At 70.6% G+C, this 26344-nt stretch carries 29 protein-coding genes; 6 read left to right on the forward strand and 23 right to left on the reverse strand.

Translation table 11 applies throughout. The annotated features are described in order from the left end of the window. Positions 1-182, forward strand: a 182-nt coding sequence (locus tag OJ997_RS15590) for a hypothetical protein (RefSeq protein WP_270026082.1), incomplete at its 5' end; no start/stop codon positions are given. 657 nt (positions 183-839) lie between these two features. On the opposite strand, the gene OJ997_RS15595 is transcribed toward OJ997_RS15590, so the two are convergent. Continuing rightward, entirely contained in the window at positions 840-2291 is a 1452-nt protein-coding gene (locus OJ997_RS15595) for a DHA2 family efflux MFS transporter permease subunit (protein WP_270026083.1), read from the reverse strand. 20 nt (positions 2292-2311) lie between these two features. Between OJ997_RS15595 and OJ997_RS15600 the strand changes: the two genes are divergently transcribed. Both OJ997_RS15600 and OJ997_RS15605 read left to right on the forward strand, forming a co-directional pair. Then, positions 2312-3139 carry a TIGR01777 family oxidoreductase gene (locus tag OJ997_RS15600; RefSeq protein WP_270026085.1) on the forward strand — a complete coding sequence of 276 codons (828 nt, stop codon included), beginning with the start codon at positions 2312-2314 and terminating at the stop codon, positions 3137-3139. A gap of 23 nt (positions 3140-3162) precedes the next feature. Further along, positions 3163-3459 carry a hypothetical protein gene (locus tag OJ997_RS15605; protein WP_270026086.1) on the forward strand — a complete coding sequence of 99 codons (297 nt, stop codon included), beginning with the start codon at positions 3163-3165 and terminating at the stop codon, positions 3457-3459. 13 nt (positions 3460-3472) lie between these two features. Here OJ997_RS15605 and OJ997_RS15610 read toward each other — a convergent pair whose 3' ends face one another. The 19 genes from OJ997_RS15610 to OJ997_RS15700 all read right to left on the reverse strand — a co-directional run bounded on the left by OJ997_RS15610 (position 3473) and on the right by OJ997_RS15700 (position 20457). Then, positions 3473-3727 (reverse strand): hypothetical protein, encoded by a 255-nt coding sequence (locus OJ997_RS15610; RefSeq protein ID WP_270026087.1) that lies wholly within the window; start codon positions 3725-3727, stop codon positions 3473-3475. Continuing rightward, positions 3724-4434 (reverse strand): ABC transporter ATP-binding protein, encoded by a 711-nt coding sequence (locus OJ997_RS15615; protein ID WP_270026088.1) that lies wholly within the window; start codon positions 4432-4434, stop codon positions 3724-3726. Before OJ997_RS15615 ends, OJ997_RS15610 begins: the two co-directional genes overlap by 4 nt. Beyond that, the gene (locus OJ997_RS15620) at positions 4431-5270 is read right to left on the reverse strand and encodes an ABC transporter ATP-binding protein (protein WP_270026089.1); all 840 of its coding nucleotides are present in this window, start codon (positions 5268-5270) and stop codon (positions 4431-4433) included. The genes OJ997_RS15615 and OJ997_RS15620 overlap by 4 nt, the downstream gene beginning before the upstream one ends. Next, a complete protein-coding gene (locus tag OJ997_RS15625) occupies positions 5267-6478 on the reverse strand; it encodes a branched-chain amino acid ABC transporter permease (RefSeq protein ID WP_270026090.1) in 1212 nt (403 codons plus the stop codon). The genes OJ997_RS15620 and OJ997_RS15625 overlap by 4 nt, the downstream gene beginning before the upstream one ends. Further along, complete coding sequence (locus OJ997_RS15630) at positions 6475-7530, reverse strand: branched-chain amino acid ABC transporter permease (RefSeq protein ID WP_270026091.1); 1056 nt, start codon at positions 7528-7530, stop codon at positions 6475-6477. Before OJ997_RS15630 ends, OJ997_RS15625 begins: the two co-directional genes overlap by 4 nt. Positions 7531-7646: 116 nt before the next feature. Next, on the reverse strand, positions 7647-8915 hold the full coding sequence (locus OJ997_RS15635) for a branched-chain amino acid ABC transporter substrate-binding protein (RefSeq protein WP_270026092.1): 1269 nt from the start codon (positions 8913-8915) through the stop codon (positions 7647-7649). 150 nt (positions 8916-9065) lie between these two features. After that, positions 9066-9230 carry a hypothetical protein gene (locus OJ997_RS15640; protein ID WP_270026093.1) on the reverse strand — a complete coding sequence of 55 codons (165 nt, stop codon included), beginning with the start codon at positions 9228-9230 and terminating at the stop codon, positions 9066-9068. Between the two features lie 12 nt (positions 9231-9242). After that, on the reverse strand, positions 9243-10055 hold the full coding sequence (gene trpA, locus OJ997_RS15645; RefSeq protein ID WP_270026094.1) for a tryptophan synthase subunit alpha: 813 nt from the start codon (positions 10053-10055) through the stop codon (positions 9243-9245). After that, positions 10052-11236, reverse strand: coding sequence for a tryptophan synthase subunit beta (gene trpB / locus OJ997_RS15650; RefSeq protein WP_270026095.1), 1185 nt, complete (start codon positions 11234-11236; stop codon positions 10052-10054). Before trpB ends, trpA begins: the two co-directional genes overlap by 4 nt. Further along, positions 11223-11858 carry a phosphoribosylanthranilate isomerase gene (locus OJ997_RS15655; RefSeq protein WP_270026096.1) on the reverse strand — a complete coding sequence of 212 codons (636 nt, stop codon included), beginning with the start codon at positions 11856-11858 and terminating at the stop codon, positions 11223-11225. The genes trpB and OJ997_RS15655 overlap by 14 nt, the downstream gene beginning before the upstream one ends. Next, on the reverse strand, positions 11855-12646 hold the full coding sequence (gene trpC, locus OJ997_RS15660) for an indole-3-glycerol phosphate synthase TrpC (RefSeq protein WP_270026097.1): 792 nt from the start codon (positions 12644-12646) through the stop codon (positions 11855-11857). The genes OJ997_RS15655 and trpC overlap by 4 nt, the downstream gene beginning before the upstream one ends. A 70-nt stretch (positions 12647-12716) precedes the next feature. After that, positions 12717-13748: an anthranilate phosphoribosyltransferase gene (gene trpD, locus OJ997_RS15665; protein WP_270026098.1), complete on the reverse strand. Its 1032-nt coding sequence runs from the start codon at positions 13746-13748 to the stop codon at positions 12717-12719. Continuing rightward, on the reverse strand, positions 13741-14298 hold the full coding sequence (locus OJ997_RS15670; RefSeq protein ID WP_270026099.1) for an anthranilate synthase component II: 558 nt from the start codon (positions 14296-14298) through the stop codon (positions 13741-13743). The genes trpD and OJ997_RS15670 overlap by 8 nt, the downstream gene beginning before the upstream one ends. Next, positions 14295-15752: an anthranilate synthase component I gene (gene trpE / locus OJ997_RS15675; RefSeq protein ID WP_270026100.1), complete on the reverse strand. Its 1458-nt coding sequence runs from the start codon at positions 15750-15752 to the stop codon at positions 14295-14297. The genes OJ997_RS15670 and trpE overlap by 4 nt, the downstream gene beginning before the upstream one ends. Beyond that, positions 15736-16347 (reverse strand): bifunctional phosphoribosyl-AMP cyclohydrolase/phosphoribosyl-ATP diphosphatase HisIE, encoded by a 612-nt coding sequence (gene hisIE / locus OJ997_RS15680; protein WP_270026101.1) that lies wholly within the window; start codon positions 16345-16347, stop codon positions 15736-15738. Before hisIE ends, trpE begins: the two co-directional genes overlap by 17 nt. A 15-nt stretch (positions 16348-16362) precedes the next feature. Next, the gene (locus tag OJ997_RS15685; protein WP_270026102.1) at positions 16363-17130 is read right to left on the reverse strand and encodes a hypothetical protein; all 768 of its coding nucleotides are present in this window, start codon (positions 17128-17130) and stop codon (positions 16363-16365) included. Continuing rightward, positions 17127-18497, reverse strand: a complete 1371-nt coding sequence (locus tag OJ997_RS15690) for a putative bifunctional diguanylate cyclase/phosphodiesterase (RefSeq protein WP_270026103.1) — start codon at positions 18495-18497, stop codon at positions 17127-17129. The genes OJ997_RS15685 and OJ997_RS15690 overlap by 4 nt, the downstream gene beginning before the upstream one ends. Next, positions 18452-19615, reverse strand: coding sequence for an NAD(P)/FAD-dependent oxidoreductase (locus tag OJ997_RS15695; RefSeq protein WP_270026104.1), 1164 nt, complete (start codon positions 19613-19615; stop codon positions 18452-18454). The genes OJ997_RS15690 and OJ997_RS15695 overlap by 46 nt, the downstream gene beginning before the upstream one ends. Beyond that, entirely contained in the window at positions 19612-20457 is an 846-nt protein-coding gene (locus OJ997_RS15700; protein ID WP_270026105.1) for a phytoene/squalene synthase family protein, read from the reverse strand. Before OJ997_RS15700 ends, OJ997_RS15695 begins: the two co-directional genes overlap by 4 nt. Positions 20458-20488: 31 nt before the next feature. On the opposite strand from OJ997_RS15700, the gene OJ997_RS15705 reads away from it, so the two are divergent. Genes OJ997_RS15705 through OJ997_RS15715 form a run of 3 tightly spaced genes read left to right on the forward strand, consistent with a single transcriptional unit; the run spans position 20489 to position 23320 of the window. After that, a complete protein-coding gene (locus OJ997_RS15705; RefSeq protein WP_270026106.1) occupies positions 20489-21418 on the forward strand; it encodes an ArsA family ATPase in 930 nt (309 codons plus the stop codon). Next, positions 21415-21870 carry a PH domain-containing protein gene (locus tag OJ997_RS15710; protein ID WP_270026107.1) on the forward strand — a complete coding sequence of 152 codons (456 nt, stop codon included), beginning with the start codon at positions 21415-21417 and terminating at the stop codon, positions 21868-21870. Before OJ997_RS15705 ends, OJ997_RS15710 begins: the two co-directional genes overlap by 4 nt. After that, the gene (locus OJ997_RS15715; RefSeq protein ID WP_270026108.1) at positions 21827-23320 is read left to right on the forward strand and encodes a PH domain-containing protein; all 1494 of its coding nucleotides are present in this window, start codon (positions 21827-21829) and stop codon (positions 23318-23320) included. The genes OJ997_RS15710 and OJ997_RS15715 overlap by 44 nt, the downstream gene beginning before the upstream one ends. On the opposite strand, the gene OJ997_RS15720 is transcribed toward OJ997_RS15715, so the two are convergent. Genes OJ997_RS15720 through ybeY form a run of 3 tightly spaced genes read right to left on the reverse strand, consistent with a single transcriptional unit; the run spans position 23289 to position 26343 of the window. After that, positions 23289-25049, reverse strand: coding sequence for a metallophosphoesterase family protein (locus tag OJ997_RS15720; protein WP_270026110.1), 1761 nt, complete (start codon positions 25047-25049; stop codon positions 23289-23291). The genes OJ997_RS15715 and OJ997_RS15720 overlap by 32 nt on opposite strands. Before the next feature lie 32 nt (positions 25050-25081). Next, positions 25082-25966, reverse strand: coding sequence for a GTPase Era (era, locus tag OJ997_RS15725; protein WP_270026111.1), 885 nt, complete (start codon positions 25964-25966; stop codon positions 25082-25084). After that, complete coding sequence (gene ybeY, locus OJ997_RS15730; RefSeq protein WP_270026112.1) at positions 25963-26343, reverse strand: rRNA maturation RNase YbeY; 381 nt, start codon at positions 26341-26343, stop codon at positions 25963-25965. The genes era and ybeY overlap by 4 nt, the downstream gene beginning before the upstream one ends. Position 26344: the final 1 nt, after the last annotated feature.

The following is a 26344-nucleotide window of genomic DNA, read 5'->3' on the forward strand; positions in this document are numbered from 1 at the left end:
ACCGGGCGGACGTTGAAGCCGATGACGATGGCCTCCGACGCTGCCGCCAGGTTGATGTCCGACCGGCGCCCGTCGAGGAGGCCCCCGCCCCCGCCGCTCCGCCGGCCGAGGCGCCCGCCCCGGCTCCGGCCGAGGCCGTCGCGACCCCGGCCGCCGACCCGGCCGCGACGCCGGCCTGGTAACCGAAGCGTCATAGAGATTCGCTCCCGGGCGCCCCAAGTGGGCGCCCGGCGCGTTTAACGGGCGCAGGCGCGCGTGGGCGGCGCGGACGCGGCACGGGCGTGCGCGGGCGCCGTGGAGTTCCGCGCGCGACGCGTCCCGCCACGCCGCCGCGCTCGGGGAGCACACCGTCGGGCGCCGCGTCAAGAAACTCGTGCCCGCCACGGTGGCGGAGTGCGCGGGCCGTCGTCACGAGTTTCTTGACCCGACGCGGCCGGCGTGCTCTGAGCTGGTCAGGCCGGCTGGGGCCGGCGAGCCCCCGCGCGGGGCCAGAACGCGCCCGCACTCGAGCGTCGGGTTTCTCGGCCCAGCGCCGAGAAACCCGACGCTCGCGTGGACCACGCCACGCGAACCTCGAGAAAACGACCGCATAGGTACAAAACTCGCGGTTCGCGTGGCACGGCGAACCAAACGAGCGCACTAGGCCCGCGCCCGGGCGCACCCCGGCGCAGCCGCTCACCCGCACAAGAGCGCACCGGCCGCGACGGGTCAAGAAATTCCTGGAGCGGCCTCGAGCCCCGAAGCCGCTCGGACATGAATTTCTTGACGCGGCGCCCGACGGTGTGCTCCCCGACGCCAACCCAGCCCACCCGCGCGCCACCCGCGCTGAGCTCCACGCGTCAATCGCCGTCCGCAACCGCCGGCGGCGGGTGCCGTGGCAGGAAGAGCGCCGGGATCAAAGCCAGCGCCGTGAGCCCCACCGCCCACCACATCGTGTGCGCGAACGCGTCCGCGAGCGGTTCCGCCACGCGCGAGACGTCGGTCGCGCCCGTGAGCGCGCCCAACGAGCCACCGCCCTCGCCGCCGAGGTTCGTCGTGATCTGACGCTCCAGCACGACGGTCAGCACGGCGGTGCCGACGGAACCGCCGACCGTGCGGATGATGTTGATCAGCGACGTCGCGCGGGGTACGGCGGCGCGCGAGAGCGTCTGGTAGGCCGCGGCCATCGCCGGCATCATCGTCATGCCGAGCCCCAGCCCGCGGACCCACAGGGCGAAGCCGAGCAGCCAGAAGCTCGTGTCCGCCGTCAGCTGGGTGTAGACGCCGGTGCCGACCAGGGCGACGAGGATCCCGAACGGCACGACCCGGCCCGCGCCGACCTTGTCGGTGATGCGTCCCGCGATCGGCATCGCCATCGCCGCGCCGATGCCCTGCGGGGCCAGCAGCAGGCCGGCGTTCAGTGCGCTCTCCTCACGCACCACCTGGTAGTAGAGCGGCAGGATCAGCATCGCGCCGAACAGCGAGACGCCGAAGATGAACGTGGTGCCCGAGGCGGCGGCGAACGCGCGGTCCTTGAAGAGGGACAGGTCGATCAGCGTGCCGCGCCCGCGCAGCGACCACAGGGCGAAGGCGACGAGCAGCGCCGCGCCGCCGAGCAGGCCGAGCAGCACGTGCCAGTCCATCAGCGTCCCCTCCGTGCCCACCTCGGAGAGCCCGTAGATCAACAGCGCGAGCCCCGGCGAGAGCAGCAGCAGCCCGCGCACGTCGAGCGGCGAACGGCCGCGCACCTCGGTCCGCGGCAGGATCCGGAAGGCCAGCGCCAGCGCCACCGCGCCCACGGGCAGGTTGACGAAGAAGATCCAGCGCCAGGAGAAGTTGTCGACGATCAGACCGCCGATCACCGGTCCGAGGATCGGCCCGAGCAGCGTCGGCACGCCGATCACGCTCATCACCCGCCCCATCCGCTGCGGGCCGGCCGCCTGCGCGAGGATCGCCTGGCCGATCGGCATGATCATGCCGCCGCCGAAGCCCTGGAGCACGCGGAAGAAGATCAGCGACTCCACGTTCCACGCGAGCCCGCACAGCCCGCTCCCGGCCAGGAACAGCGTCACGGAGAGCATCCACATGTTCCGCCCGCCGAAGCGCTCCATCGCCCAGCCGGTCAGCGGGATCACCGTCGCCAGCGCGAGCAGGTACCCCGTGGAGACCCACTGGATCGACGTCAGCGACGCGTCCAGGTCCCGCGCGAGCGTCTCGATCGCGACGTTGACGATCGTCGTGTCGAGAATTGACATGATCGTCCCCAGCACGACCACCGACGCAAGGCGCAGCAGTGCGCGGTCCAGACCCATCCGGCAACCGTACCCAAGCTATGCGAGTGACCATCACGGGCGCCAGCGGGCTGATTGGCTCGAAGCTCACGGCAGCGCTCCAGCAACGCGGCGACGAGGTCATCCCCGTCTCCCTGCGCAAGGACGGCCCGATCGAGCTCGGCGACGTCGTCGTCCACCTCGCGGGCGAGAACGTCGCCCAGCGCTGGAACGACGCGAGCCGCGAACGGATCGAGCAGTCGCGGGTGCAGGGCACCCGCCGCGTCGCCGAAGCCATCAACGCCTCCAGCCACAAGCCGGCGCTGATCAGCTCCAGCGCCGTCGGCTACTACGGCAAGCACGGTGACGAGCGCATCGACGAGGACAGCCCGCCCGGCGACGACTTCCTCGCCCAGGTGTGCGTCGCCTGGGAGACCGAGGCCAAGGCCGCGCAGACACGGGTCGTGCTGGTCCGCACGGGCGTCGTGCTCGACCAGAATGGCGGCGCGCTGAGCAAGATGCTGCTCCCGTTCAAGGCCGGCGTCGGCGGCCCCGTGGCCGGCGGCAAGCAGTACATGCCCTGGATCCACGTCGACGACGTCGTCGGGATCTACCTCAACGCGATCGACGACCCCACCTGGGAAGGCCCCGTCAACGCCACCGCGCCGGAGCCCGTGACGAACAAGGAGTTCAGCCGCGCACTCGGCCGTGCGCTGCACCGCCCTGCGGTCGCCCCCATCCCGGGCTTCGCAATCCAGGCTCTATATGGCGACATGGCCGAGATCGTGACCGAAGGCCAGCGCGCGATTCCGCGTCGTACGCTGGAGCTCGGGTACACGTATCGCTACACCGACCTCGACGAGGCGCTGAAGTCCGCGACATCCTCGTAGCCGTCGAGGCATCATTGGAGAGAATGGGTCTTCCCCCCGAACTGGACCGGCTCGGCACCGCGCTGACGCACGCGGCGACGCGTCATCGTGCGCGGCGGGAGCGGCAGCGCCGCCTCGCGGGCGGGATCGCCGCCGGGCTGCTGGTGTTCGCGGCGATGACGCCTGCCCAGCTCGAGCGCGCCGACCAGACGGACATCCTCGGCTTCGCGATCACGTCGAGCGCGCAGGCCGCGGAGGTCTGCGACCAGCCCCGCGGGCCACGCTTCGACATAGACAAGACCTGCGAGGCGGGTCACCCCGCCCCGCAGGCCGTGCGCTAGAGACGCGAGGCCGCTACGCGGCCGCGCGGTTCTTCTGCCCCCGGCCGAACGGGCCGAGGGTCTTCCACTTGGACTCGGGCTTCGCCGGGATGACGAGCCAGATGATCGTGCCCAGGACCGTCAGGATGAGCCCGGTGGCCAGCCCAGGGCGGTCACCGTAGCCCTTGCGATCCGACAGGTACGACGCGCCGATGGTGGACAGCAGCCAGACGTACATCCAGAGCAGGTTCCAGGCGCCATCGGTGATGCCAGCGTAAAGCAGGGTCATGTTCCGAGGTATGCCTTCTGCACGTCGGGGTTGGTGCGGAGCGTGTCGGACACGTCCGACATCACCACCTTGCCGGTCTCCAGCACGTACGCACGCTTGGAGACGTCGAGCGCGAAGTTCGCGTTCTGCTCGACCAGGAGGATCGTCATGCCCTCCTTGTTGATCTCCGCGATGGTCTCGTAGATGCGCTCGGTGAGCACGGGCGAGATGCCCATCGACGGCTCATCGAGCAACAGCACCTTCGGGTTGGCCATCATCGCGCGCCCGATGGCGAGCATCTGCTGCTCACCGCCGGACATCGTGCCGGCCTTCTGCGACTGGCGCTCGTCCAGGCGCGGGAACAGCTCGAAGATCCGCTGCAGGTCCTTCTCCTGCTGAGCGGAGTCCCGGCGCAGATACGCGCCGAGCTCGAGGTTCTCGCGCACGGTCATCCGCTGGAAGCACTTGCGGCCTTCCGGCGACTGCGCGATGCCCAGGCCGACGATCTCCTGGGGCGGGAGATGCGTGATCTCCTCCCCATCGAGCACGATCGAACCCGTGCGGGCGGGGGTGAGGCCCGAGATGGACCGCAGCGTCGTCGACTTGCCGGCACCGTTGGAGCCGATCAGCGTGACGCACTCACCCTCTTCCACGGTCAACGAGATGCCCTTGAGCGCCTGGATGTTGCCGTAGTAGGTGTGGATGTCCTCGACCTTGAGGAAGCTCATGACTTCTTCCGCTCCCCCGTCTCGGCCGCGGCCTTGCCCAGGTAGGCCTCGATGACCTTCGGGTTCGCCCGCACCTCGGCGGGGAGCCCTTCGGCGATCTTCTCGCCGTGATCGAGCACCGTCAGACGCTCCGAGACGCCCATGACGACCTTCATGTCGTGCTCGATGAGCAGGATCGTCATCCCCCGCTCGTCGCGCAGCTGGTGCATGAGGTCGGTCAGCGCCGCGGACTCCTGCGGGTTCATGCCGGCGGTCGGCTCGTCCAGCAGGAGGATCTTCGGGTCTGACGCCAGCGCGCGAGCGATCTCCACCCGGCGCTGATCGCCGTAGGAGAGGTTCGTCGCGAGCCAGTCGTGATGGCGCTCCTTGATGCCCACGTACGAGAGCTCGGTGTGCGCCTTCTCGCGCACCTCGCGCTCCTCGCGACGCGTGCCCGGGAGCCGGAGGATCGAGCCGACCAGCCCCGACTTCATGCGGGAGTGCTCGCCGATCATCACGTTCTCAACCGCGCTCATGGTCGAGAACAGGCGGATGTTCTGGAACGTCCGCGCCATGCCGGCCTTCATCACGATGTCCGGGCGGGCACCCGTGATGTTGCGCCCGTCGAACCCGATCGTGCCGAACGTCGGGCGGTAGAAGCCCGTGAGCATGTTGAAGAACGTCGTCTTGCCCGCGCCGTTGGGCCCGATGATCGAGACGATCGACTTCTCGGGCAGCGTGAACGAGACGTCGCTCACGGCGGTGAGACCGCCGAACTGCTTGGTGATGTTGCTCGCGTCGAGGATCGCCGGGTTGGCGAGCGACGGCGCCGGTGTGGAGCTCTGCGTCGCGCTCATGCTCGTGCCGTGTAGAGGTTGTCGTCCGTGGTCTCTGCGTGATCCGCGAGCTCCATCTTGTGACGGCGCTCGGGGAGCAGGCCCTGCGGACGCAGGATCATCATCAGCAACAGCAGGAAGCCGTAGACCGCGAACGTGATCTGCGTCATGTCGAAGTCCAGCCCCAGATCGCCCGGGACGCCGTTGATGACGTCGGGGATCAAGTAGTTGTTGATGATCGACAGCACGATCGCGCCGATCACGACGCCCCAGATGCTGCCGAGGCCGCCGAGGATGACCATGGCCAGCACCAGGATCGAGAACGAGAACTGGAACTGGTCGGCGTTGACCGTGTTCAGCAGCGACGCCAGGAACGCGCCCGAGATGCCACCGAAGGCGGCGCCCGAGGCGTAGGCCATCAGCTTGGTCTTGACCGCCGGGACGCCCATCGCCACCGCGGCGATCTCGTCCTCACGCAGGGCGACCCACGCGCGGCCCATCCGCGAATCCCGCAGGCGGAAGTTCACGAACAGCACGACCACGACCAGGAACAAGGCGAACCAGTACCAGGGTTTCTTGTCCAAGACCGTGAACGGGTCCAAGAAGGGCAAGTCGATCCGGTCCACCGGCGAGATGCCCTGACGGCCGGCCGTGATCGGCGTGCCGCCGAGGATGGTCGTCCCGTCGAGGTTGACCGCGAGGCGGCCGATGATCTCGCCGAACGCCAGCGTCACGATGGCGATGTAGTCGCCGCGCAGACGCAGGGTCGGCAGGCCGATGATCATGCCCGCGATCGTGGTCAACACGATCGCGATCACCAACACCAACAAGAAGTTGAAGTGGATGCCTGGCAAGTTCAACGCGTTGCCGCCGACGAGGAAGTGGATGCCCTTCTCGTCGTTGACGTAGGCGAAGTGGCCGGACGCGAACCAGCCGACGGCAAACGCGCCGAAGGCGAAGAACGCGACGTAGCCGAGGTCCAGCAGGCCGGCGAAGCCGACGATGATGTTCAGGCCGAGCGCCATCACCACGTAGGCGAGGGCGACCGCCATCTGCTGCATCAGGTTCGCCTTGTCCCCGATGGCGGGGATGAAGGGAATCAGCGCAGCGATAAGGAGAACGACGCCGGGAATGACGCCCTTCTCGGCCCAGCCCGGAAGCTGGAAGCCGGACTTCTTGCCGGTGGGGTCGGGAGGCGTCTGCTCCACCTCGGATGCGGCCACGCTCATCCTGCGTCCCTTGTCTGCTCGCCGAGGAGACCCGACGGCTTGAACACCATGATCAGGACGAGGTAGGCGAACACGATCGCCGGCGTCCACTGCGAGCCGATGCGGTTGTCCGACATCTGCTGGATGAAGCCGATGATCAGACCGCCGAGCACGGCGCCGCGGAGGTTGCCGATGCCGCCCATGACGGCCGCGGTGAAGGCGATGAGACCACCCGTGAAGCCCTGGAAGAACCAGATCGTCGTCTGGTAGACGGCGTAGATCAGGCCGGCCGCGCCGGCCAGCATGCCGCCGATCAGGAACGTCATCGAGATCGTCGTGTCGACGTTGATGCCCATGAGGCGCGCGGCCTCCGGGTCCTGCGCCGTCGCGCGCATGGCCTTGCCGAGGCGCGAGCGGTTGATGAAGGTCGTCATCACGATCAGCAGCGGGATCGTGACCGCGACCGAGAGCACGTCCGCGTTCTCGATCGTGACGCCGAAGATGGTGACGAGCGTGTGCTGCGCGTCCAGGAGATCCGGAACGCCCTGCTGGTTGCCGCCCTTCCAGAGAAGGCCGACGTTCTGCAGGATGAAGGACATGCCGACCGCGGTGATCAGCGGCGCCAGCTTCGGCGCGCTGCGTAGCGGTCTGTACGCCACCCGTTCGATGAGCACGTTCAGCGTGCCCGCACCGACCATGGCCACGACCAAGGCCACGACCAGGCCGAAGAAGACAGGCAGGAACGACGAGTCGACCGTGAGGCCGAGCGTTCCGATCAGCGAAGCGGAGATGAACGAGCCGATCATGAAGATCTCGCCGTGGGCGAAGTTGATCAGCTCGACGATGCCGTAGACGAGCGTGTAGCCGATGGCCACCAGCGCCCAGATGGCGCCGTTGGAGAGGCCGGCGACCAGGTTCTCGCCCAGGCGAACGAGGTTGCCGTCATCGGAAAGGTCCGTGATCGCGAACCAGACCGGCATGATGAGCAAGACGGCCGTGAGCCCGTACGTGCCGATCAGCTGCTTGATGCGCTGAGAGGCAGGCGGGCCCGCAGGGATGCTGGCGGCTTCCATTAAGTCTCGTATGTGGTTGAGGTCCGACCGGAAATAGGCACCGGCCGGGAGCGGGTAAACCCCGCTCCCGGCCGAGCATACGCCTCAAAGAGGCGGCAAGCCTATGGCCTGGGTGTCTAGCCCTGGGCCTGAGCCTTGATCGTCTGATCGAACTTCAGCTCGCCGTTCTCGACGCCGTAGGCGCCGTAATCGGTGAGCGTGGTGTCGCCGTTCTCGTCGATCGAGTAGGTGCCGAGCACGGAGGCGCGGTCCTTGGTCTCGAAGAGGGCCTTCTTGATGTCGGCCTTCTCGCCGGTGCCGGAGCGCTCGATGGCGTCGATGGCCAGCTTCATGGCCTCGTAGCCGTAGATCGCGTACGGATCCGGGTTGTCGACGCCGTACTTCTCCGTGAACTGCGTGAAGAACTCCTGGCCCTCCGGCGGGTACTGATCCGGGGACAGGGTGGCGACGGTGACCTTGACCTGCTTGTTCAGGGCAGCGGGGATGCCGCCGTCCTTCTCGGAGACGAAGCCGGTCTCGGCAACGCCGTCCGGGCCGTACAGGCCGGCGTCGGCGCCGAGGGCCGCGGCGAAGTCCTTGAACTGCTGGACCGCGTTGTTGGCCGTGATGCCCGAGTAGACGAAGCAGTCAGCGCCGGCAGCCTTGGCCTTCTGGGCCAGGGAGCGGTAGTTGGACGCGTTCTTGTCGATCGCGTCGTTGCTCGTCAGCTCGAGGCCCTGCTCCTTGGCGGACAGCTCGATGACGCGAGCCAGGCCGGCGCCGTAGACCTCCTTGTCGTTGGTCATGGCGACCTTGGTGCAGCCGTCCTGCTTCATCAGCGTGACGAGGGCCGCAGCCTGGATCGTGTCCTTCGGAACGATGCGCGTGTAGGTGCGATCGCCCGTCGGGTAGTACTTGTCCGGCTCGCCGGGCTCGGAGCCCGGGTCGTTCGTGGTCAGACCCACGTACGTGTTGGCCGGGGAGATCTGCGGAACGCCCGCCTCGGAGAGGATCGGGATCGAGACCTTCGAAGCGCCCGAGTTGAACGCGCCGAGGTAAACGGCGGTCGCCTCGTCCTGGGCGGCCTTGAGCGCGTTGGCCGACTCGGCCTCCGGCGTCCAAGAACCGGCCTGGGCCGTGGAGTCGTCGAGCGACTCGTACTTGATGGTGTGGTTGCCGGCCTTGCCGCCAGCCTGCTCGAGAGCGAGCTTGGCGCCGTTGACCAGGGCCTCCGTCTGAACACGCGACGCACCCTGGAGCGGGAGCGACGAGTAGATCGTCAGGTTCTTGCCCTCAGCGGCCGGCTCTTCCGTCCCGCCGCCACCGCCGGTGGTCGGCTCGTCTTCATCCCCACATGCCGCAACGCCCATCGCGAGCGCGGCGACAAGGCAGCCCGTGGCTGCCATGTACTTAGAACGCAAAAAGAACCCCTCCTCATGAGGCTCGTATACGGGCGGCGATATTACGCAAGCCCCCTTCAGGCAGCAAGAGCGTAGACCGCTATCCAGCGGAACGGGCGAGTCCGCGGAGGGGCTTAGCGCGACCGCAACGCGCGCTTAATCGTTGCCGCGCGGCAGGTACTTGATGACGATGACGGCGGTAGCCGCCAGGAGCGGGAACAGCATCGCGATGATGAACGCGTCGAACGACTTCATCAGGCTTGTGCCCCACAGGACGACCCAGACCACGAGTCCGGTGATCAACGCAAGGAAGATTCCCATGTCGCGCGAAGGCTAGCGGACCAGCGCGCCAGCGAGTTCAGCGACCACTGATCCGGCTGCTGGGGCGGGATCCGCGCCCTGCTCGACCGCCTCGGCGACCGCTCGGACGAGGCGCGATCCGACGATCACGCCGTCCGCTCCGGCGTCCGCCGCGGCCCTCGCCTGAACACCGTTCGAGATGCCGAACCCGAGCGCGACGGGCACCGTCGTGGAGGCCTTCACGCGGGCCAGAAGGTGCGACGGATCCGTGCTGGTGGAAGCCCGCTCACCGGTCGTCCCGGTCACCGAAACCGTGTAGACAAATCCACGCGCAGTCCGCCCGATCGCGTTTAGACGAGCGTCCGGAGTGGTGGGTGCGACGAGCGGCACGAGCGCGACGCCGTGCGCGTCGCAGGCGGCGAGGATCGGCTCGGACTCCTCGAGCGGGAGATCGGGCACGATCAGGCCGCTGATGCCGCGCTCGGCGAGCTCGGCCGCGAAGCGCTCGGGCCCGCGCGCGAGGATCGGGTTCACGTAGACCATCAACACCACGGGAAGCTGCTCGGCGATCCGCGTGCCGGCCTCCAGCACGTTGTGCACGGTCGCGCCGCTCTCCAGCGCGGCGGTGGCCGCGGCGTGGATCACGGGGCCGTCCGCCAGCGGGTCGCTGAACGGCACGCCGAGCTCGACGAGGTCCGCGCCCGCATCGGCGTACGCGGTGGCGATGCGCACGGACGTCTCGATGTCGGGGAAGCCCGCCATCAGGTACGGCATGAGCGCCGCGCGCCCGCGCGCGGACTCGAACGCCGCCGTGATCCGGTCCACACCCGTTTCGGTGCGCGTCATGCCAGGCCCAGCTTCGAGAGCGCTTCCGCGAGGTCCTTGTCGCCGCGGCCGGACAGGCAGATCAGGTCGATCGTGTCGCTCGTGGCCGTCTCGCGGCCCGCGCCGAGCACCCAGGCGACGGCGTGCGAGGACTCGAGCGCCGGGATGATCCCCTCCAGCTCCGCGAGGCGTTTGAACGCCTCCAGTGCCTGCGTGTCGGTCACGCCCGTGTAGGTCGCGCGGCCCGTGTCGCGCAGCCACGCGTGCTCGGGGCCGGTGCCCGGGTAGTCCAGGCCGGCGCTGATCGAGTGCGCCTCGAGGATCTGGCCGTCCTCGTCCTGCATGATCGCGCTGTAGGACCCGTGCAGGACGCCGCCGCGGCCACCGACGGTCAACGGCGCGCCGTGGCGACCGGAGTCGATCCCGTCGCCCGCCGCCTCGGTCCCGATCAGCTGCACGGCCTCGTCGCCCACGAAGGGCACGAACGTGCCGATCGCGTTCGAGCCGCCGCCGACGCAGGCGATCACGCGGTCGGGCAGGCGGCCGGCCTTCTCGAGGATCTGCGCGCGGGCCTCGTCGCCGATGATCCGCTGCAGGTCGCGCACGAGCGCCGGGAACGGCGCCGGGCCGACGCAGGAGCCGATCACGTAGTGCGTGTCGCCGACGTTGGAGACCCAGTCGCGGATGGTGGCGGAGACCGCTTCCTTCAGGGTGCGAGAGCCCGCGTCCACCGGCGCGACCCGCGCGCCGAGCAGCTCCATGCGCTGGACGTTGGGCGCCTGGCGCCGCATGTCCTCGGTGCCCATGTAGACGATGCACTCCAGGCCGAGCAGCGCGCACGCCGTGGCCGTCGCGACGCCGTGCGAGCCCGCGCCGGTCTCGGCGATGATGCGGGTCTTGCCCATCCGCTTGGCGAGCAGCGTCTGGCCGAGCGCGTTGTTGATCTTGTGCGCGCCCGTGTGGTTGAGGTCCTCGCGCTTGAGGTAGACGGCGTGGCCGACCTCCTCGGACAGCCGCGTCGCCAGGTACAGGGGCGACGGCCGGCCCACGTAGTCGTTCAGGAGCGCGTCCAGCTCGGCGCGGTAGGTCGGGTCTTCGCGCGCGGCGACCCACGCCGCCTCGAGCTCAACGAGCGCCGGGACGAGCGTCTCCGGGACGTACTGCCCGCCGTACGGGCCGAACCGGTGCTCAACCGCCGACATTCACCACTCCAGCTGCTTCAAAGAGCGCTTCCAGCTTCTTCGCCGACTTCACACCGGGCGTGTACTCCACGCCCGAGGAGACATCGATCCCCCACGGGTTGGCCTCGGCGATCGCGGCCGCGACGTTGTCCGGGTTCAGCCCGCCCGCGAGCAGGAACGGGATCTTGCTCTTGCGCCGCGCGACGAGCGACCAGTCCCACGTCTTGCCGGTGCCGCCGTACGTGCCGTCGGCCGTGCCGGTGTCCAGCAGGTGCAGGTCGGTGTGGTAGCGGTCCATCTCGCGCAGGTCGTACGCGTGGATGATCCGCCCCGCCTTGATCACCTTCGCGCCGGTGCGCTGGGACACGGCCGCGCAGAACGACGGGCCCTCGTCGCCGTGCAGCTGCACGTACGTGAGGCCGATCGCGTCGACCAGGGCGGCGATGTCGTCCAGCGGCTGGTTGACGAACACGCCGACCAGCTCGACCTTGCGCCGCATGACGCGCGCGATGCCCGCCGCCACGCCCGGATCGACGTAGCGCTTGGACTCCGGCCACAGCAGGAACCCGAGCGCCCAGGCGCCGAGCTCCACCGCCTTCTCGGCGTCCTCGAGCCGGGTGATGCCACAGATCTTGATGTTCACGGGAGGGTGCCGAACCCGGTCAGCTCGCGCGCGGCGGCCTCGATGTCCGGCGCGCGCATGAGCGTCTCGCCGATCAGCACCGCGTCGACGCCGACGCGCTCGAGGTCGTCCAGCTGGTCACGCGTGCGGAACCCGCTCTCGCTCACGACCGTCTTGCCCGCGGGGATGTCCGCCAGCAGCTCGAACGTGCGCTCGATGTTCACGCTGAAGTCCGACAGGTCGCGGTTGTTGATGCCGAGCACGTCGGCCTCGACCTCCAGCGCCTTCTCGAGCTCGCGTTCGTCGTGGACCTCGACGAGGGCGTCCAGGTCCAGCTCGCGCGCCTCGTGCAACAGGTCCGCCAGGTCGGGCAGGTCGAGCGCGGCGACGATCAGCAGGATCGCGTCCGCCCCGGCCGCCGCGGCTTCGTAGAGCTGGTAGCGGTGGACGATGAAGTCCTTGCGCAGGATCGGCAGCGTCGCGGCGGTGCGCGCCTCGCGCAGGTCGTCGAGCGAGCCGCCGAAGTGGAACGGCTCCGTGAGGATGCTGAGCGCCGCGGCCCCGCCGCGCTCGTAGGCCTGCACGATCTCGGTGACCTCGGAGCCCTCGCGGATCGCGCCCGCGGACGGCGAGCGGCGCTTGTGCTCGGCGATCAGCGAGATGCCGGGGCGCGTCAAGGCCTCGCTGAACGGCCGCGCACCCTCCTCGCGGACCTCGATCAGCTTCTTGAGGTCCTTGATCGAGACCTCCTTCTTGCGGCGTTTGACCTCGTCGCGGGTGTCGTCGACGATGCGGTCGAGGACGCTCATGGACGAACCATCCGGGCAGCCGCTAGCGCGGCGCCATCGGGGGTCGTTTGAAGCATCGCTACGCGGATGCTCATGCGGGCGCCAGCTCCTTGCTGAGATTCGCGAGGTTTTCGAGTGCTTGCGCGGCGCGACCGTCATCGATCGCGGCCTCGGCGGCGCGCACGCCGTCCTCGAGGGTGTTCACGGTTCCGGACACGTAGATCGCGGCGCCCGCGTTGAGCACGGCGACGTCGCGCGCCGGCCCGTGTTCGCCGGCGAAGATCCGGCGGGTGATCTCGGCGTTGACGGCGGGCAGGCCCGCGCCCAGCGCGGTCGGCTCGGCGCGTGTGATGCCGAAGTCCTCCGGGGCGACCTCGTAGGCCCGGACGTCTTCGCCGTCGACCTCGACGACGCGCGTTGTCGACGACGTGCTCATCTCGTCCAGACCGTCGTTGCTCGACACTACCAGCGCCTTGGCCGCGCCCAGCCGCGCGAGCGCGCCGGCGATCGGCTCCAGGAAGCTCGGGTCCGACACGCCGATGACCTGGCGCTTGGCGCCGGCCGGGTTGGTCAGCGGGCCGAGGAAGTTGAAGATGGTGCGGACGGCGAGCTCCTTGCGCACCGGGACCACGTAGCGCGTGGCGCCGTGGTGCGCGGGGGCGAACATGAAGCCGAAGCCGACCTCGTTGATGCAGCGCGCCACCGCTTCCGGCTTGAGATCGATCCGCACGCCGAGCGCCTCCAGTACGTCGGCGGAGCCCGAGAGGCCCGTGGCGGAGCGGTTGCCGTGCTTGGCGACGGCGCAGCCGTGGCCGGCGGCGATGAGGGCGGCGGTGGTCGACACGTTGAACGTGGGCCTACCCCCACCGGTGCCCGCCGTGTCGATGAGATCCTCGCGGCCCGCGTCGACCGGGGTGGCGAACGCCCGCATCGTCGTGGCCAGGCCGACCAGCTCGTCGATCGTCTCGCCCTTGGTGCGCAGCGCGATCAGGATGCCGCTCGTCTCCACCTCGGAGGCGTTGCCGGCCATGATCTCGGCCAGCACGGCCGCGGTCTGCTCGGACGTCAGGTCGTGCCGCGAGGCGAGGTTGTCCAGCGCCGCGGTGAGGATCGGGTTAGGCAAGGAAGTTCTTGAGCAGTTGCTTGCCGTCCGGCGTGAGCACGGACTCGGGATGGAACTGCACGCCGATCGCGGGCAGCTCCTTGTGGCGCATGGCCATCAGCACGCCGCCGCCGTGGGCCGTGGCCTCCAGGCAGTCCGGCAGGTCCTCGTGGACCACGAGCGAGTGGTAGCGCGCGACCGGCAGCGGGTTCGGCAGGCCCGCGAACACGCCCTGGCCGTCGTGCGTGATCTCGGTCGTCTTGCCGTGGACCGGCAGGTGGCGGATGACGCGGCCGCCGAACGCCTGCCCCATCGACTGGTGGCCGAGGCAGACGCCGAGCGTCTTCACGCCCGCCTCCGGGAAGCGGCGCATGGCCTCGACGCTGATGCCGGCCTCGTTGGGCGTGCACGGGCCCGGGGAGACGACCACGCGGTCGTACCCCTTCTCCAGCAGCTCGTCGACCGTCGCGACGTCGTTGCGCACGACTTCCAGCTCCGCCCCCAGCTCGCCCAGGTACTGGACCAGGTTGTACGTGAAGGAGTCGTAGTTGTCGACCATCAGGACTCTCATGGCCACGCCGCCTGCTGGGTGGCCAGCTCGATCGCCTTCACGACGCCGCGCGCCTTCGCGCGCGACTCCTCGTACTCGTAGTCCGGGCGCGCGTCGGCGACGGTGCCGCCGCCGGCCTGGATGTGCGCCATCCCGTCCTTGGTGACGACGGTGCGGATGCAGATGCAGGTGTCCAGCTCGCCGGCGTACGAGAGCCAGCCGACCGCGCCGCCGTACGCGCCGCGCTTGACCGGCTCGAGCTCGTCGATGATCTCGATCGCGCGGATCTTCGGGGCGCCGGAGAGCGTGCCCGCGGGCAGGACCGACCGCAGGGCGTCGATCGCGCGCACGTCCTCGCGCAGCGTCCCCGCGACCTGGGAGACGATGTGGATGACGTGCGAGTACGTCTCGACCTCCATCAGGCGCTCGACGTGGACGCTGCCGGGCGTGCAGACGCGGCCGAGGTCGTTGCGCCCGAGGTCCACGAGCATCACGTGCTCGGCGCGTTCCTTCTCGTCGGCCAGGAGCTCGGCGGCGATCGCGGCGTCGTCCTCGCCGCGCGGCCGCGTCCCAGCGATGGGACGGGTGCTCACATAGCGCCCGTTGACGGTCAACAGCGGCTCCGGTGACGCGCCGACGATCTGGAAGTCCTCGAAGTCGAGGAAGTACATGTACGGCGACGGGTTCACGGCGCGCAGGCCGCGGTAGATGCTGAACGGCTCGACCGGGTTCTTCGCGCTCCAGCGCTGGGACGGGACCACCTGGTAGGCGTCGCCGGCGCGGATGTACTCGATGATCCGGGAGACGTTGCCCTCGAACGTCTCGCGGCTCATGTTGGACTCGAACTCGGGCTCCGGGCGCGCCGCGTGCGTCTCCAGCGGCGGCAGCGGGCCGGCCAGGCGGGTCCGAACCTGGCGGATCGCCTCCACCGCGCGGGCGTGCGCGGTGTCCACGTCGGTCTCCTCGTCCAGGTACGCGTTGGCGAGGATCGTGACCGTGTGGCGCAGATGGTCGAAGGCGACGATCACGTCCGTGAGCATCAGCGCCATGTCCGGCAGGCCGAGCGCGTCCGGGTTCGGCTCGGGCAGGCGCTCGGCGGCGCGCACGCAGTCGAAGCCGAAGAAGCCGACGGCACCGCCCGCGAACGGCGGCAGGCCGGCGATCTCCGCCTGACGGACCTGCGAGACGGCCTCACCCGCGATCGAGTACGGGTCCCCGTCCTCCCCCAGGCTCCAGCGGATGACGTCCTTCGGGCGCCAGCCGATGAAGCTGTAGCGGCCGACCTGCTGGCCCTGCTCGGCGGACTCCAGCAGGAAGGCCGGGCCATCGCCGCGCAGCTTCAGGAACGCCGAGACGGGCGTCTCGCAGTCCTCGATGAAGCTGTGCGTGACCGGGATGAGGTTGTGGTCGCCCTCGAGCGCCCGCGCCTCTTCGAGCGTCGGGCTGACCTCCAGATGCTCAGCGACGGCGGTCAAGCAGCACCTCCTCGGCGTCCTTCAGCGTCAGGCCACGGCTGTGGAGCAGGACCGTGAGGTGGTAGAGCACGTCGGCGGCCTCGTTGGCCACGCGCTCATCGGTCTCCTCGCGCGCGGCGCGGGCGACCTCCTCGGCCTCCTCCTCGACCTTCTCGCCGATGAACGGCGGGTCGGCGAGCAGCTGGTTCGTGTACGAGCCCTCGACCGGGTTGGCCTTGCGATCGCTCAAGGTCCGCTCCAGGCCGGGCAGCGCCTCGTACGGCAGCTGCGGCTCGACGTCGCCCTTGTGGAAGCACGTGCGCGCACCCGTGTGGCAGGCCGGGCCGGCGGGCTCGACGAGCGCGAGCACGGCGTCGCTGTCGCAGTCGAAGCGCAGCGCCTTGACGGCCTGCGTGTTCCCCGACGTCGCACCCTTGTGCCAGAGCTCGTTGCGGCTGCGGCTGAAGAGGTGCAGCTCACCGGTCTCGCGGGAGAGGCGCAGCGCCTCCTCATTCATGTAGGCGAGGGTCAGAACCTCGCCGGAGCGCCAATCCTGGATGACGCACGGAACGAGGCCGCGGTCATCGAAGCGCAATTCTGGACTGGGAGGCTCCATTTCGGAGCGTGCAGTCTAGGTGGTCTGTTCGGCCCAGGGAGAGCGGCGGCCCTGCGGGGCCGGGCGACCGACGAGCGGGCGACGGTTCCAGTCACGCACCGAGCCCTTGTGCAGGCGGTGCACGGTCCACAGGAAGAAGATCGAGGCGGGCACGCCGAGGTTGTCCAGCGCGATGCTCCAGGCGTCGGCCTGGGTCATCATCCCGGCGAGCAGGTGCGACCCGGCGCAGGTGAGGAACACGCCGCTCATCGCCAGGCCGGACAGCGACCAGCCGCCGAGCAGCGGGCGCCGCGCGATCTGGGTGCGCGCCGTGAAGATCCCCACGAGCGTGTAGGCGACGAACAGGAACACGTTGGGCACCAGCGCGCGGAGGTCGACGCCGTGCGCGGAGGCGTGGTGCAGGCCGTCCCAGAGCGTGGCGCCCGCGGCGGCGGCCATCAGCACCGGGAGCACCTGCAGCCAGATCGGGGTGCGGACGATGAGCCGGTCGCCGCGGCCGCCGAACGCCGCCTCCAGGCGCAGGCCGACGAAGGTCACCGCCGGCACGACGCCGAGCGCGAGCGCGGCCACGTGCGGGCCGTGGGCGACCTCACCCGTGACGAGGTGGCGGTAGGCGTGCAGCAGGTGGTGCGGCCCGCAGGTGCTGGCCATCACGAAGAACGCGGCGCCGAACTGGCTGAAGCCGCGCTCGCGCTGGTGGACCATCTCGCTGACCGTGACGATCGCGAGCCCGGTGTAGGCGAGCCCGGTCAGCAGGGCGAGCAGCCCGGCGACGAGGGTCATCGCTCTTCCTTGGCGATGCCGATCTGGTGCATCATCTCGTCGACCAGGCCGCGCTCGCCGCGGTGGGTGCGTACGCGCGGGTGGGCGGAGGTGGCGATCGTCGTCAGCTCGTGCAGCCGCTCGGGCGGGACGGCCGGGGACCACAGGAAGCCCTGGGCGACCGAGCAGCCGAGCGCGATCAGCTGGTCGGCCTGCAGCGGCGTCTCGACGCCCTCGGCGACCACGTGCAGGCCGAGCGCGTGGGCGAGGCTGAGGATCGCGGCGACGACCGCGGAGTCCTCGGGCTCGGTGCCGAGCCCGTCGACGAACGAGCGGTCGACCTTGAGCACCTCGACCGGCAGGTGGCGCAGGCGCGCGAGGCTGGAGTGGCCGGTGCCGAAGTCGTCGATGCCGACGTAGACGCCCAGCGCCTTGCACTCGCGCAGCCGGTCGAGCGCGATGTCCTTGGCCGCCATCAGCGCCGACTCGGTGATCTCCAGGCACAGGTCGCTGGCGTCGATGCCGGCGTCGGCGATCGCGGTCTCCACGATCGCCGGGAAGTCGGGGTCCTCGAGCTGGCGGGTGGAGACGTTGACGGTGATCGTCAGCGGCCTGAGGCCTTCGCGGTGCAGCTGGGCGAGCGCCTGCGTGGCGCGGCGCAGGACGCGCGTGCCGAGCGGGCCGATCAGCCCGGTCTCCTCCGCGAGCGGGATGAACTCGGCGGGCGAGGCGTCGGCCCAGCGCACGAGCGCCTCCGCGCCCGCCAGGCGGCCGGTGGAGAGGTCGATCTGCGGCTGGAAGTGGACTTCGAGCTCGTTGCGCTCGAGCGCCGTGCGCAGCCGCTGCTCGAGGTCCAGGCGGCGCAGCAGGCGGGCGCGGGTCTCGTCGGAGAACACCTCGACGCGGTCCTTGCCGGCCTCCTTGGCCTGGTACATGGCCGTGTCGGCGTCGCGCATGAGCACGTCGGCGTTGTCCTCTTCGGGCCCCGCGACGCGACAGCCGACGCTCACGCGGACATGGCGGCGCTGGCCGCCGACGTCGAACGGCGCCGACAGCGCGCCGCGGATGCGACCGGCGGTGATCGACGCGGCCGCGAGATCGGCGCCGGCGCACAGCACGGTGAACTCGTCGCCGCCGATGCGGGCGACGAGGTCGCCGTCGTGGACCGCGCCCTTCAGGCGCTGGGCGACCTGGATCAGCAGGCGGTCGCCGGCCTCGTGCCCGAAGCCGTCGTTGACGAGCTTGAAGTCGTCGAGGTCGAGGAAGAGCACGGCCATGCCCTGCTCGATCGCGATCGCCGACCGCAGCCCGGCGAGGAACGCCGGACGGTCGGGGAGCCCGGTCAGCGCATCGAATCCGGGGCGGCTATGGAAGACGAGGGTCGACAAGACTCCCCCATGAGTCGACCGGCCGTCGGGGTCCGTTTAGCGTTTGCGAACTTTGGATCAGCGACCGTGAGATACCACCCGAATGAGGCGGTGCAGGGTCGCTTGCGGCCCATGAGCTTCAGGGCACGCGTGAGCACCTTCGGCGGCAGGCGCGGGATCACGCGCTGCAGCCCGAGGGCGAGCGCGAACACCGGCGCGTGCCGACGGCTGAACGCGCTGTAGCGCTTCAGCGCGGCGCCGGCGGTCTGCTCGCCGGCGAGGGCCGCCCGGATTTCGCGGGCGGCCGCGATCCCGAAGTAGAACGCCGGCCGGATGCCCTCCCCGCTCAGCGGCAGGCAGTGGCCGGCGCTGTCGCCGGCGAAGAAGATCCCGTCCTCGGTCGCGGGCCGGAGCTTGTGCGGGAACCAGTTGCCCTGGTAGCGGACCGGCTCGCGGTCGAGTCGCTCGGCGATCTCGATCGTCGCGTCCTTGACGTGGTGGCGCGGCTCGTAGGACCCGACGCCGATCCGCTGCTCGCCGTCGGCCGGGACGCTCCACGCGTACCCGGAGCGGACGAGGCTGCGGTCGATCCAGACGTCCAGGTCGGTGGAGCCGCCGTGCGGGTGGACCTCCAGGCCGCGGCTCAGCGGCGCCTCCGGCGGCTGGTAGTGCTTCGCCAGCACGCGCCGCCAGCCGAGGGCGTCGACGATGTACGGCGCGGTCAGGTCACCGCGGTCGGTGATGACGCGGCGCCCTTCGCGCCGCTGCACCTTGGCGATCTCGAAGCGCGCGTCGGTCTGCTCGAACAGCGCCTGGCACAGCTCGCGGTAGTCGAAGCTCGACCAGCTCCACGGCAGCCGGAACCGCGCGCTGCCGTGCGGCGTGTGGAACGCCATGCACGGGATCTCCTGGCGGATCGCCCGCTCCACCCCCATCGCGTGCAGCCACGGCGTCGGCGCCGCACACGCGCTCGTGGCCCGCTCGCCGATCTCGTACCGATCGACGATCAGCACGTCCGCCCCGCTCCCCGCGAGTTCGCGCGCCACCGCCAACCCGGCGAAGCTCGCGCCGCAGATGAGCACGTCCGGGCGCACGTCGAGCGGCGTCCGATCGCCCCGCGCCAGCGTCGCCCGTTTCATAAAGCCCCAGGGCCTTTATCTTCGGTTGAGGCTGGCTTTAGGTTGGCGGCCTCGAGAAGGGCACCCGGGAGGTGCCAGGCGCGCACGCCGGTCGGGCGCGGCGCGTCGAGCATCCGGCGGTAGAGGGCGATCGCGAGGCGCACGCCCGGGCGGACCGAGGCCGGCGCGGACGCGATCGCGGGGCCGGCGGCTGCGAACAGCGCGCGGGCGCGCTCGGACTCGTGGCGCAGCAGGGCTTGCAGGCGCGGGCTCGTGCCGGTCAGGTCGGCGTCGGTCACGCCGAACGCCTCGCGGTCCTCGGCCGGGAGGTAGATGCGGTCCAGGGTCCGGTCCTCGCGCACGTCACGGATGAAGTTCGCGAGCTGGAAGGCCACGCCGAGCCGGCCGAGGTCGCCGTGATGGCGCGCCGGGACGCCGAGCACCGCGGCCATGATCCGGCCGACCGTGCCCGCGGAGCCGTCCATGTAGGTGGCCAGCTGGTCGTAGGTGTCGATCCGGATCGGCGGCTCGGAGTCCACGCGCATCGAGCGCATGTAGGTCTCGAGCTCCTCGAGCGGGAGGTCGTGACGCTCGGCCGCGTCGTGCAGGGCCAGCGCGACCGGATGCCGGGGCGCCGTGAGCTGCGCCTCCCACGCGTCCAGCGCCGCGCAGCGGGCCTGCGGCGTGTCCGGCCGGTGCGGCCCGTCGACGAGCTGATCGGCGGCGCGCACGTAGCCGTAGAGCGCATATGTCGCGGGACGCACGCGCGCCGGGAGGCGCCGGGTCGCCAGGTAGTACGTGGGATCGTGCCGCCGCAGCATCCGGCGGGCCGTCTCGTATCCCTCGGCTAGCGCCGGCTCCATCCTCACCATCCTCCCTCTAGGGTTGCCTACGGTGGACGCACTGCTCCGAGATCGTTCCCTCTTGTACGTCACCGGCAAGGGTGGCGTCGGAAAGACGACCGTGGCGGCCGCCCTCGGCCTCGCGGCAGCGCGGACCGGGCGACGCACCATCGTGTGCGAGGTCTCCGAGCAGGACCGGGTCTCGCGGGCGTTCGCGCGCGAGGGCGTGCGCCCCGAGCAGGAGGTCCAGCTCGCGGAGAACCTGTGGGCGATCACCGTCGATCCCCAGGCCGCGCTGGAGGAATGGCTGGCCAAGCAGGTCGGCGGCACGGCGCTGAAGGTGCTCGGGCACTCGCACGCGTTCCAGTACTTCGTCGCCGCCGCGCCGGGCGCGAAGGAGCTGATCACGATCGCGAAGGTGTGGGAGCTCGCGCAGCCCCAGCGCTGGAACCGCGGCAGCGACACCTACGACCTCGTCGTCGTCGACGCGCCCGCGTCGGGCCACGGGATCGGGATGCTGACCACGCCACGCACGTTCGGCGAGATCGCCCGCGTGGGGCCGATCCGCCGCCAGGCGTACAAGGTCTCCGAGATGCTCGCCGACCCGACCCGCACGGGCTACGTCGCGGTCGCGCTGCCCGAGGAGATGCCGGTGACCGAGACGATCGAGCTCGAGGCGCGCCTGCGCACGGAGATCGGGCTGCCGTTCGACGCGATCGTGATGAACGCGATGTGGCCCGAGCGTTTCTCCTCGGCGGACGTGACGAAGCTGCGCGCCGCCGCGAGCAACGGGTTCGACGAGGGGTCGCTGGGTGCCGTGCGCGCCGCACTGTCCGTGCACGAGCGCGTGAAGGCCCAGCGGGCGCACCTGCGGCGGCTGGAGGCCGCGACCCACGCGCCGATCACCGCCCTACCGTTCGTCTTCGAGTCCGAGCTCGGGCTCGCCGACTACGAGCACCTGGCGGACGAGCTCGCGCGGTGATCGCCGCCCCGACCCGCACCCTGGCGCCGCAGGCCCGCCTCGTCTGGGGCGCGGCGCAGCTCGGCCTGTGGGGTGCGCTGGCGATCGGCGCCGCGATGCTCTCGCAGGTCGACGCGCTCGACTGGTGGCCGCTCGTCGCCGCGGTCGTCGGCCTCGTGGTGTGCGTGCCGCTCGTGCCGATCCTGCGCTGGCGGCGCTGGCGCTGGGACGTGCAGGAGCCGGGGATCGACATCCGCCACGGCCTGTTCAGCGTCCGCCAGACGCTCGTCCCGTGGGTGCGTGTGCAGCACGTCGAGACGCGCCGCGGCGTGCTCGAGCAGGCGATGAACCTCGCGACGGTGGTCGTGCACACGGCCGCCGGGTCGCACACGATCCCGCTGCTGGCGGAGAAGGACGCCGAGGAGCTCCGTGACCGGATCGCCGAGCTGGCCCGAACCGACCCCGACGCCTGAGCCGCCGCCGGCGACCGCGCCGGTCCGCCGGCTGCACCCCGCGGCGATCGCGGTCTACTCGGCGAGCGCGGCCGGGAACCTCGCGCTGCCGCTGGCCGTGGTCCTCGGCATGTCCGTGTTGGGTAACGGGCTCGACCTGATGGACCTGATGCGGACGCTCGGCTACGGCGTCGTCGGCCTCGTGGTCGCCGTGATCATCGGCTACGTCCGCTGGTCGACGACCCGGTACTGGATCTCGGCCGCCGGGATCTCCCACCACACCGGCCTGGTCTCGCAGAAGGACACCAACGTCCCGTTCGACCGCATCCAGGCGCTGGACGTCCAGCAGGGCGTGCTGCAGCGCTGGTTCGGCGTGCAGCGCGTGGACGTGCAGACCGGCGCGGGCGGCAAGGGCGGCGAGATCTCGCTGCCGGCGCTGCTCCCGGACGCGGTCGCCGAGCTGCGCGGCCTGAAGCCTTCAGCCGTCGCCGAGGAGGCCGACGGCGTCAGCCGGGCCCTGACGCGGCGCGAGCTCGTGGAGGCCGCGTTCACGGCCGGCCAGCTCGGCATCGTCCTCCCCGTGCTCGCCGTGATCGGCCAGGCCGCCGGGCAGGTGGCCGAGGAGGAGGGCAGCCGCAACGCGGTGCAGCTGATCCCGGACACGGCCGGCGGGTGGGTGTTGATCGGCGTCGCGCTGCTGGTGCTCGCCTGGGTGCTGTCGACGCTCGGCGCGTTCATCGCGTTCGCGGGCTTCACCGTGACGCGCGGCGAGGACCGGCTCCGGATCCGTCGCGGGCTGCTGCAGCGCAGCGAGGCGACCGTGCCGCTGCACCGCGTGCGGGCCGTGCGCGTGGTCGAGGGCGTGTTCCGGCGTCCGTTCGGCCTGTGCGCGCTGAGCATCGAGGTCACGGGCTACGCCGAGGAGGCGAGCGCCGCGCGGACGCTGTTCCCCCTCGTGAGGGTCGGCGAGGTCCAGGAGTTCCTCGACGAGTTCCTGCCGGAGATGGCCGCCGTCGGCCATGGCGAGCGGCCGGAGGGCGCGGTGCCGGCCCGCGACCGCCGGACGCGCTCCGCGGGCGCCGTCGTCGCGCTCGACCGTCCCCCCGCACGCGCGGCGCGGCGCTACATCGCGCCGCCCGTGCTGGGCGCGCTCGTGCTCGTCGTCGCCGGGTGGTTCTTTGTCGGCCCGTGGGCGCTGCTCGCGCTGCTGTTCGCGCCGTACGGCTGGGCCCGCTGGCGCGCCGCGGGCTGGCGCTTCGAGGACGGCCGGCTGGCGGTGCGCACGCTGCGGATCGCCCGCACGACCGTCCTCGCCCCCGCGCGCTACCGCGAGTCGCACACGTGGGCGCAGAACGTCTTCCAGCGCCGTGCGCACCTGGCCGACCTCGAGGTGGCGTTCGGCAAGCGCACCACCGCGCGCATCCGCCACCTGGACGCGGCTACGGCACAGGCTGCCTGGCAGGCGCTTTGACCGGCGCGCGGACCTCGCGGTAGTCGAACACGGTCGGCGCGGTGCCGGGCGTGACGAGGTCGGGCTTGCCGTCCTTGAGCTCCGGCCCGTAGCGCGCGACCTGCTCGACGCCGACCGCCCACATCGTCAGCCGGCCCTTCGGGTCGATCCGGAAGCGCAGGAAGTGCTTGTAGTCCGGGATCCCCTGGCCCGCGAAGACCTCGTTGGCGTGCCACAGCGGCTGCTTGCGCTTGACGCCGGCGCGGTGCGTCCACCACAGGTACTGGACGAACACGAGCCGGCCGACGAACACGCCGACCACGAACACGACGGCGGTCGCGAGGTAGCCGCGCAGGAAGCCCCAGTCGAGCGGGATCAGCAGGACCGCGACCGACACGCCCCAAGCGAGGACGACGTGGGCGAGCGCGTGAACGACGCCGTACACGCCGGGCGCACCGGCCGAGCGCGCCCAGACGCGCAGGCCGAACGCCAGTGCGCCGACGAGCAGGAGCAGCCAGATCGAGATCGCGTCCAGCAGGATCCCCGGCCCTTCGGCGACGGCGCCCTCGAAGCTCGGGAACTGGTCGCGCACGGCCGCGGCGGTCAGCAGCGCGAGCAGCGCGTAGATCGGCCCGAGCACCATCCATAGGCGCTTGGTCTTGCCCGGGTGGCGGTGCTCGAGGATGCCGCGCGCCAGCGCGCTCGAGGCCTCCGACTCCGGCCAGATCGTCGTGCGCTCGTACGGGATCGGACCGGTCGAGGAAGCGTCCACCGGCGTGTTCGCGCGCTTGGCCTTCGGCAGCTCCCGCGCCTCGGGCAGCCAGTGGGTCGGCGACAGGTACGCGCCGCCGCCGCCCGCGGTCACCTTCGCGCCGAGCGAGTCCGGCTCTCGGTCGACGGGCTCGTAGCGCGAGTAGTGGTGCAGGTCGCCGGTCAGCGTGAGCGCGAGCTTCGCCCGGTCCTCGCTGGCCTTGCAGATCACCTCTTCCTCGAACCACGCGAGGCTCTTCCACGACTGCGGCGGGTTCTGCGGGTCCTCGACGTGCACCCAGCTGGGCTTGGCCGTGGCGAGGATGACCTGGTCGCCGGGCGTGGTCTGGCGCGCAATCGCCTTGAAGTACTCGATCTGCGGGCCGTCGATGTAGGCGTCGAACTGGATGTCGATGCCCCACAGCCACCAGCCGCGCGGCAGCTTGAGCGCGAAGTACGACCGCGCCTGGCGGGACTGCCAGCCGCCGACGTGGCCGCGCTGGCAGAACACGCGGGTGAAGGCCGTCAGGCCGTCGTACCAGTCGTGGTTGCCGGGGATCGCGAACAGATGCGGTGGGCGCTCGGCGTCCGGCAGCGCGAGCCCGTACGGCAGCCGGAAGCGCTCCTCGTAGGCCTGCCAGTTGGCGGTCGGGTACACCTGGTCGCCGCCGAGGACGAGCAGGCGGCCGCGTTCGGTCTTGGCCGGCTCGGTGCCCTCGTGGCCGAGCGTCAGCGGCTGGGCGAGCAGCTCGGCGATCGCGTACGTCGCGTCGAAGCCGTCACCGACGTCGGACGCGTAGTCGAACCAGAAGTCGCCCTCGGTCGCGGACTGGTCGTAGCGGAACGGCTCGTCGGACAGGCCGGCCATCGTCTCGCGCTTGTCCGCGAAGTTCGCGAACAGGCCGGACAGGACGACCTCCTGCGCGGAGTGCAGCAGCACGCGCGGGGCGAGCCACTCGACCATGGGCTGGGGGCTGGGCTGAGAGGGCGGCTTGCTCACCGCCCGAGTCTCTTAGCCGTGGACGCCGCGCGTCAAGTGATGCCGAGGCGATCCAGCAGCGCGTCGTCCGCGCGCCAGGAGCGGCGCACACGCACACTCAGGTCCAGATGGACGTGCTCGGCGAGCTCGCGCTCGATCTCCTTGCGCGCCGCGACGCCGATCGCCTTGATCATCTTGCCCTGGTGGCCGATCAGGATGCCCTTCTGGGACTCGGTCTCCACCCACATGATCGCCTGCACGGCGACGAGGTTCTCGCGCTCCTCGATCTCCTCGACCTGCACTTCCACGGCGTGCGGGACTTCCTGGCGGGTCCGCAGCAGGACCTGCTCACGCACGAGCTCGGCGAGCATCACGCGCTCGGGCTGGTCGGAGTGATCCTCGGGCGGGAAGTAGAACGGGCCCTCGGGCAGCAGGCTCGCGAGGTGCTCGACGAGGGCCGGTACGCCTTTGCCGGTGCGGGCGGAGATCGGGAAGACCTCGGCCTCGGGCAGGCCGAGCTCCTCGGTGAGCATCAGCGACTTGACCGTCTTGGAGTGGTTCATCCGGTCGACCTTGTTGACCGCGATCACGATCGGGACCTTCGCGTTGCCGAGCGCCTCCGCGATGAACCGGTCTCCCGCGCCGCCGATGCCCTGGTCGCCGTTGACGACGAACAGCGCGGCGTCGGCCTCGCTCAGCTCGGTCTCCACGCGCTTCTGCATGCGGCTCGTGAGCGCGTCGCGCGGACGCTGCACGCCCGGCAGGTCGGTCAGCACGAGCTGGAAGTCGGCGGTCGTGAGCACGCCGCGGATCGCGCGGCGCGTGGTCTGCGGCTTGTCCGAGACGATGGCCACCTTGTGGCCGACCATCGAGTTGACCAGCGTCGACTTGCCGACGTTCGGTCGCCCGGCCAGGGCGATGAACCCAGAACGCGTCATCGCAGCCACCCCATGATCTCTGCCTGCAGGGCCAGCATCTCGCCCTCGTCCGTCTCGTGATCCATGCCCGTCAAGTGGAGCACACCGTGCACGACCGCCTCTGTGAGGTCCACCGTGTGCTCGGGGCAGATGAACACGTCGCCGAGCTCGCGCTCGCCGAACGGGTCCTCGTCGTCCTCGTCGATCGGGAAGCTCAGGACATCCGTCGGGCCGACCTTGCCGCGCCAGGTGAGGTTGAGCTCGGCGATCCGCTCCGGGCTGACGAACGAGACGGCGACGTGACCGTCGTTGAAGCCTGCGGAGGCGGCCGCGTAGCCGACCGCCTCCTCCACGCGCTCCGCGGGGAGCGCGCTGCCGATCACGTCGACTTCGAGCACG

The sequence above is a fragment of the Solirubrobacter phytolaccae genome, assembly GCF_027587195.1.
Lineage (GTDB): Bacteria > Actinomycetota > Thermoleophilia > Solirubrobacterales > Solirubrobacteraceae > Solirubrobacter > Solirubrobacter phytolaccae.

Excerpts from the sequence above, each read along its gene's own strand:
- OJ997_RS15595 (WP_270026083.1), bottom strand. The coding sequence starts at position 2,291 with ATGGGTCTGGACCGCGCACTGCTGCGCCTTGCGTCGGTGGTCGTGCTG.
- OJ997_RS15600 (WP_270026085.1), top strand. The coding sequence starts at position 2,312 with ATGCGAGTGACCATCACGGGCGCCAGCGGGCTGATTGGCTCGAAGCTC.
- OJ997_RS15605 (WP_270026086.1), top strand. The coding sequence starts at position 3,163 with ATGGGTCTTCCCCCCGAACTGGACCGGCTCGGCACCGCGCTGACGCAC.
- OJ997_RS15610 (WP_270026087.1), bottom strand. The coding sequence starts at position 3,727 with ATGACCCTGCTTTACGCTGGCATCACCGATGGCGCCTGGAACCTGCTC.
- OJ997_RS15615 (WP_270026088.1), bottom strand. The coding sequence starts at position 4,434 with ATGAGCTTCCTCAAGGTCGAGGACATCCACACCTACTACGGCAACATC.
- OJ997_RS15620 (WP_270026089.1), bottom strand. The coding sequence starts at position 5,270 with ATGAGCGCGACGCAGAGCTCCACACCGGCGCCGTCGCTCGCCAACCCG.
- OJ997_RS15625 (WP_270026090.1), bottom strand. The coding sequence starts at position 6,478 with ATGAGCGTGGCCGCATCCGAGGTGGAGCAGACGCCTCCCGACCCCACC.
- OJ997_RS15630 (WP_270026091.1), bottom strand. The coding sequence starts at position 7,530 with ATGGAAGCCGCCAGCATCCCTGCGGGCCCGCCTGCCTCTCAGCGCATC.
- OJ997_RS15635 (WP_270026092.1), bottom strand. The coding sequence starts at position 8,915 with ATGGCAGCCACGGGCTGCCTTGTCGCCGCGCTCGCGATGGGCGTTGCG.
- OJ997_RS15640 (WP_270026093.1), bottom strand. The coding sequence starts at position 9,230 with ATGGGAATCTTCCTTGCGTTGATCACCGGACTCGTGGTCTGGGTCGTC.
- trpA (WP_270026094.1), bottom strand. The coding sequence starts at position 10,055 with ATGACGCGCACCGAAACGGGTGTGGACCGGATCACGGCGGCGTTCGAG.
- trpB (WP_270026095.1), bottom strand. The coding sequence starts at position 11,236 with ATGTCGGCGGTTGAGCACCGGTTCGGCCCGTACGGCGGGCAGTACGTC.
- trpC (WP_270026097.1), bottom strand. The coding sequence starts at position 12,646 with ATGAGCGTCCTCGACCGCATCGTCGACGACACCCGCGACGAGGTCAAA.
- OJ997_RS15670 (WP_270026099.1), bottom strand. The coding sequence starts at position 14,298 with ATGAGAGTCCTGATGGTCGACAACTACGACTCCTTCACGTACAACCTG.
- hisIE (WP_270026101.1), bottom strand. The coding sequence starts at position 16,347 with ATGGAGCCTCCCAGTCCAGAATTGCGCTTCGATGACCGCGGCCTCGTT.
- OJ997_RS15685 (WP_270026102.1), bottom strand. The coding sequence starts at position 17,130 with ATGACCCTCGTCGCCGGGCTGCTCGCCCTGCTGACCGGGCTCGCCTAC.
- OJ997_RS15695 (WP_270026104.1), bottom strand. The coding sequence starts at position 19,615 with ATGAAACGGGCGACGCTGGCGCGGGGCGATCGGACGCCGCTCGACGTG.
- OJ997_RS15700 (WP_270026105.1), bottom strand. The coding sequence starts at position 20,457 with ATGGAGCCGGCGCTAGCCGAGGGATACGAGACGGCCCGCCGGATGCTG.
- era (WP_270026111.1), bottom strand. The coding sequence starts at position 25,966 with ATGACGCGTTCTGGGTTCATCGCCCTGGCCGGGCGACCGAACGTCGGC.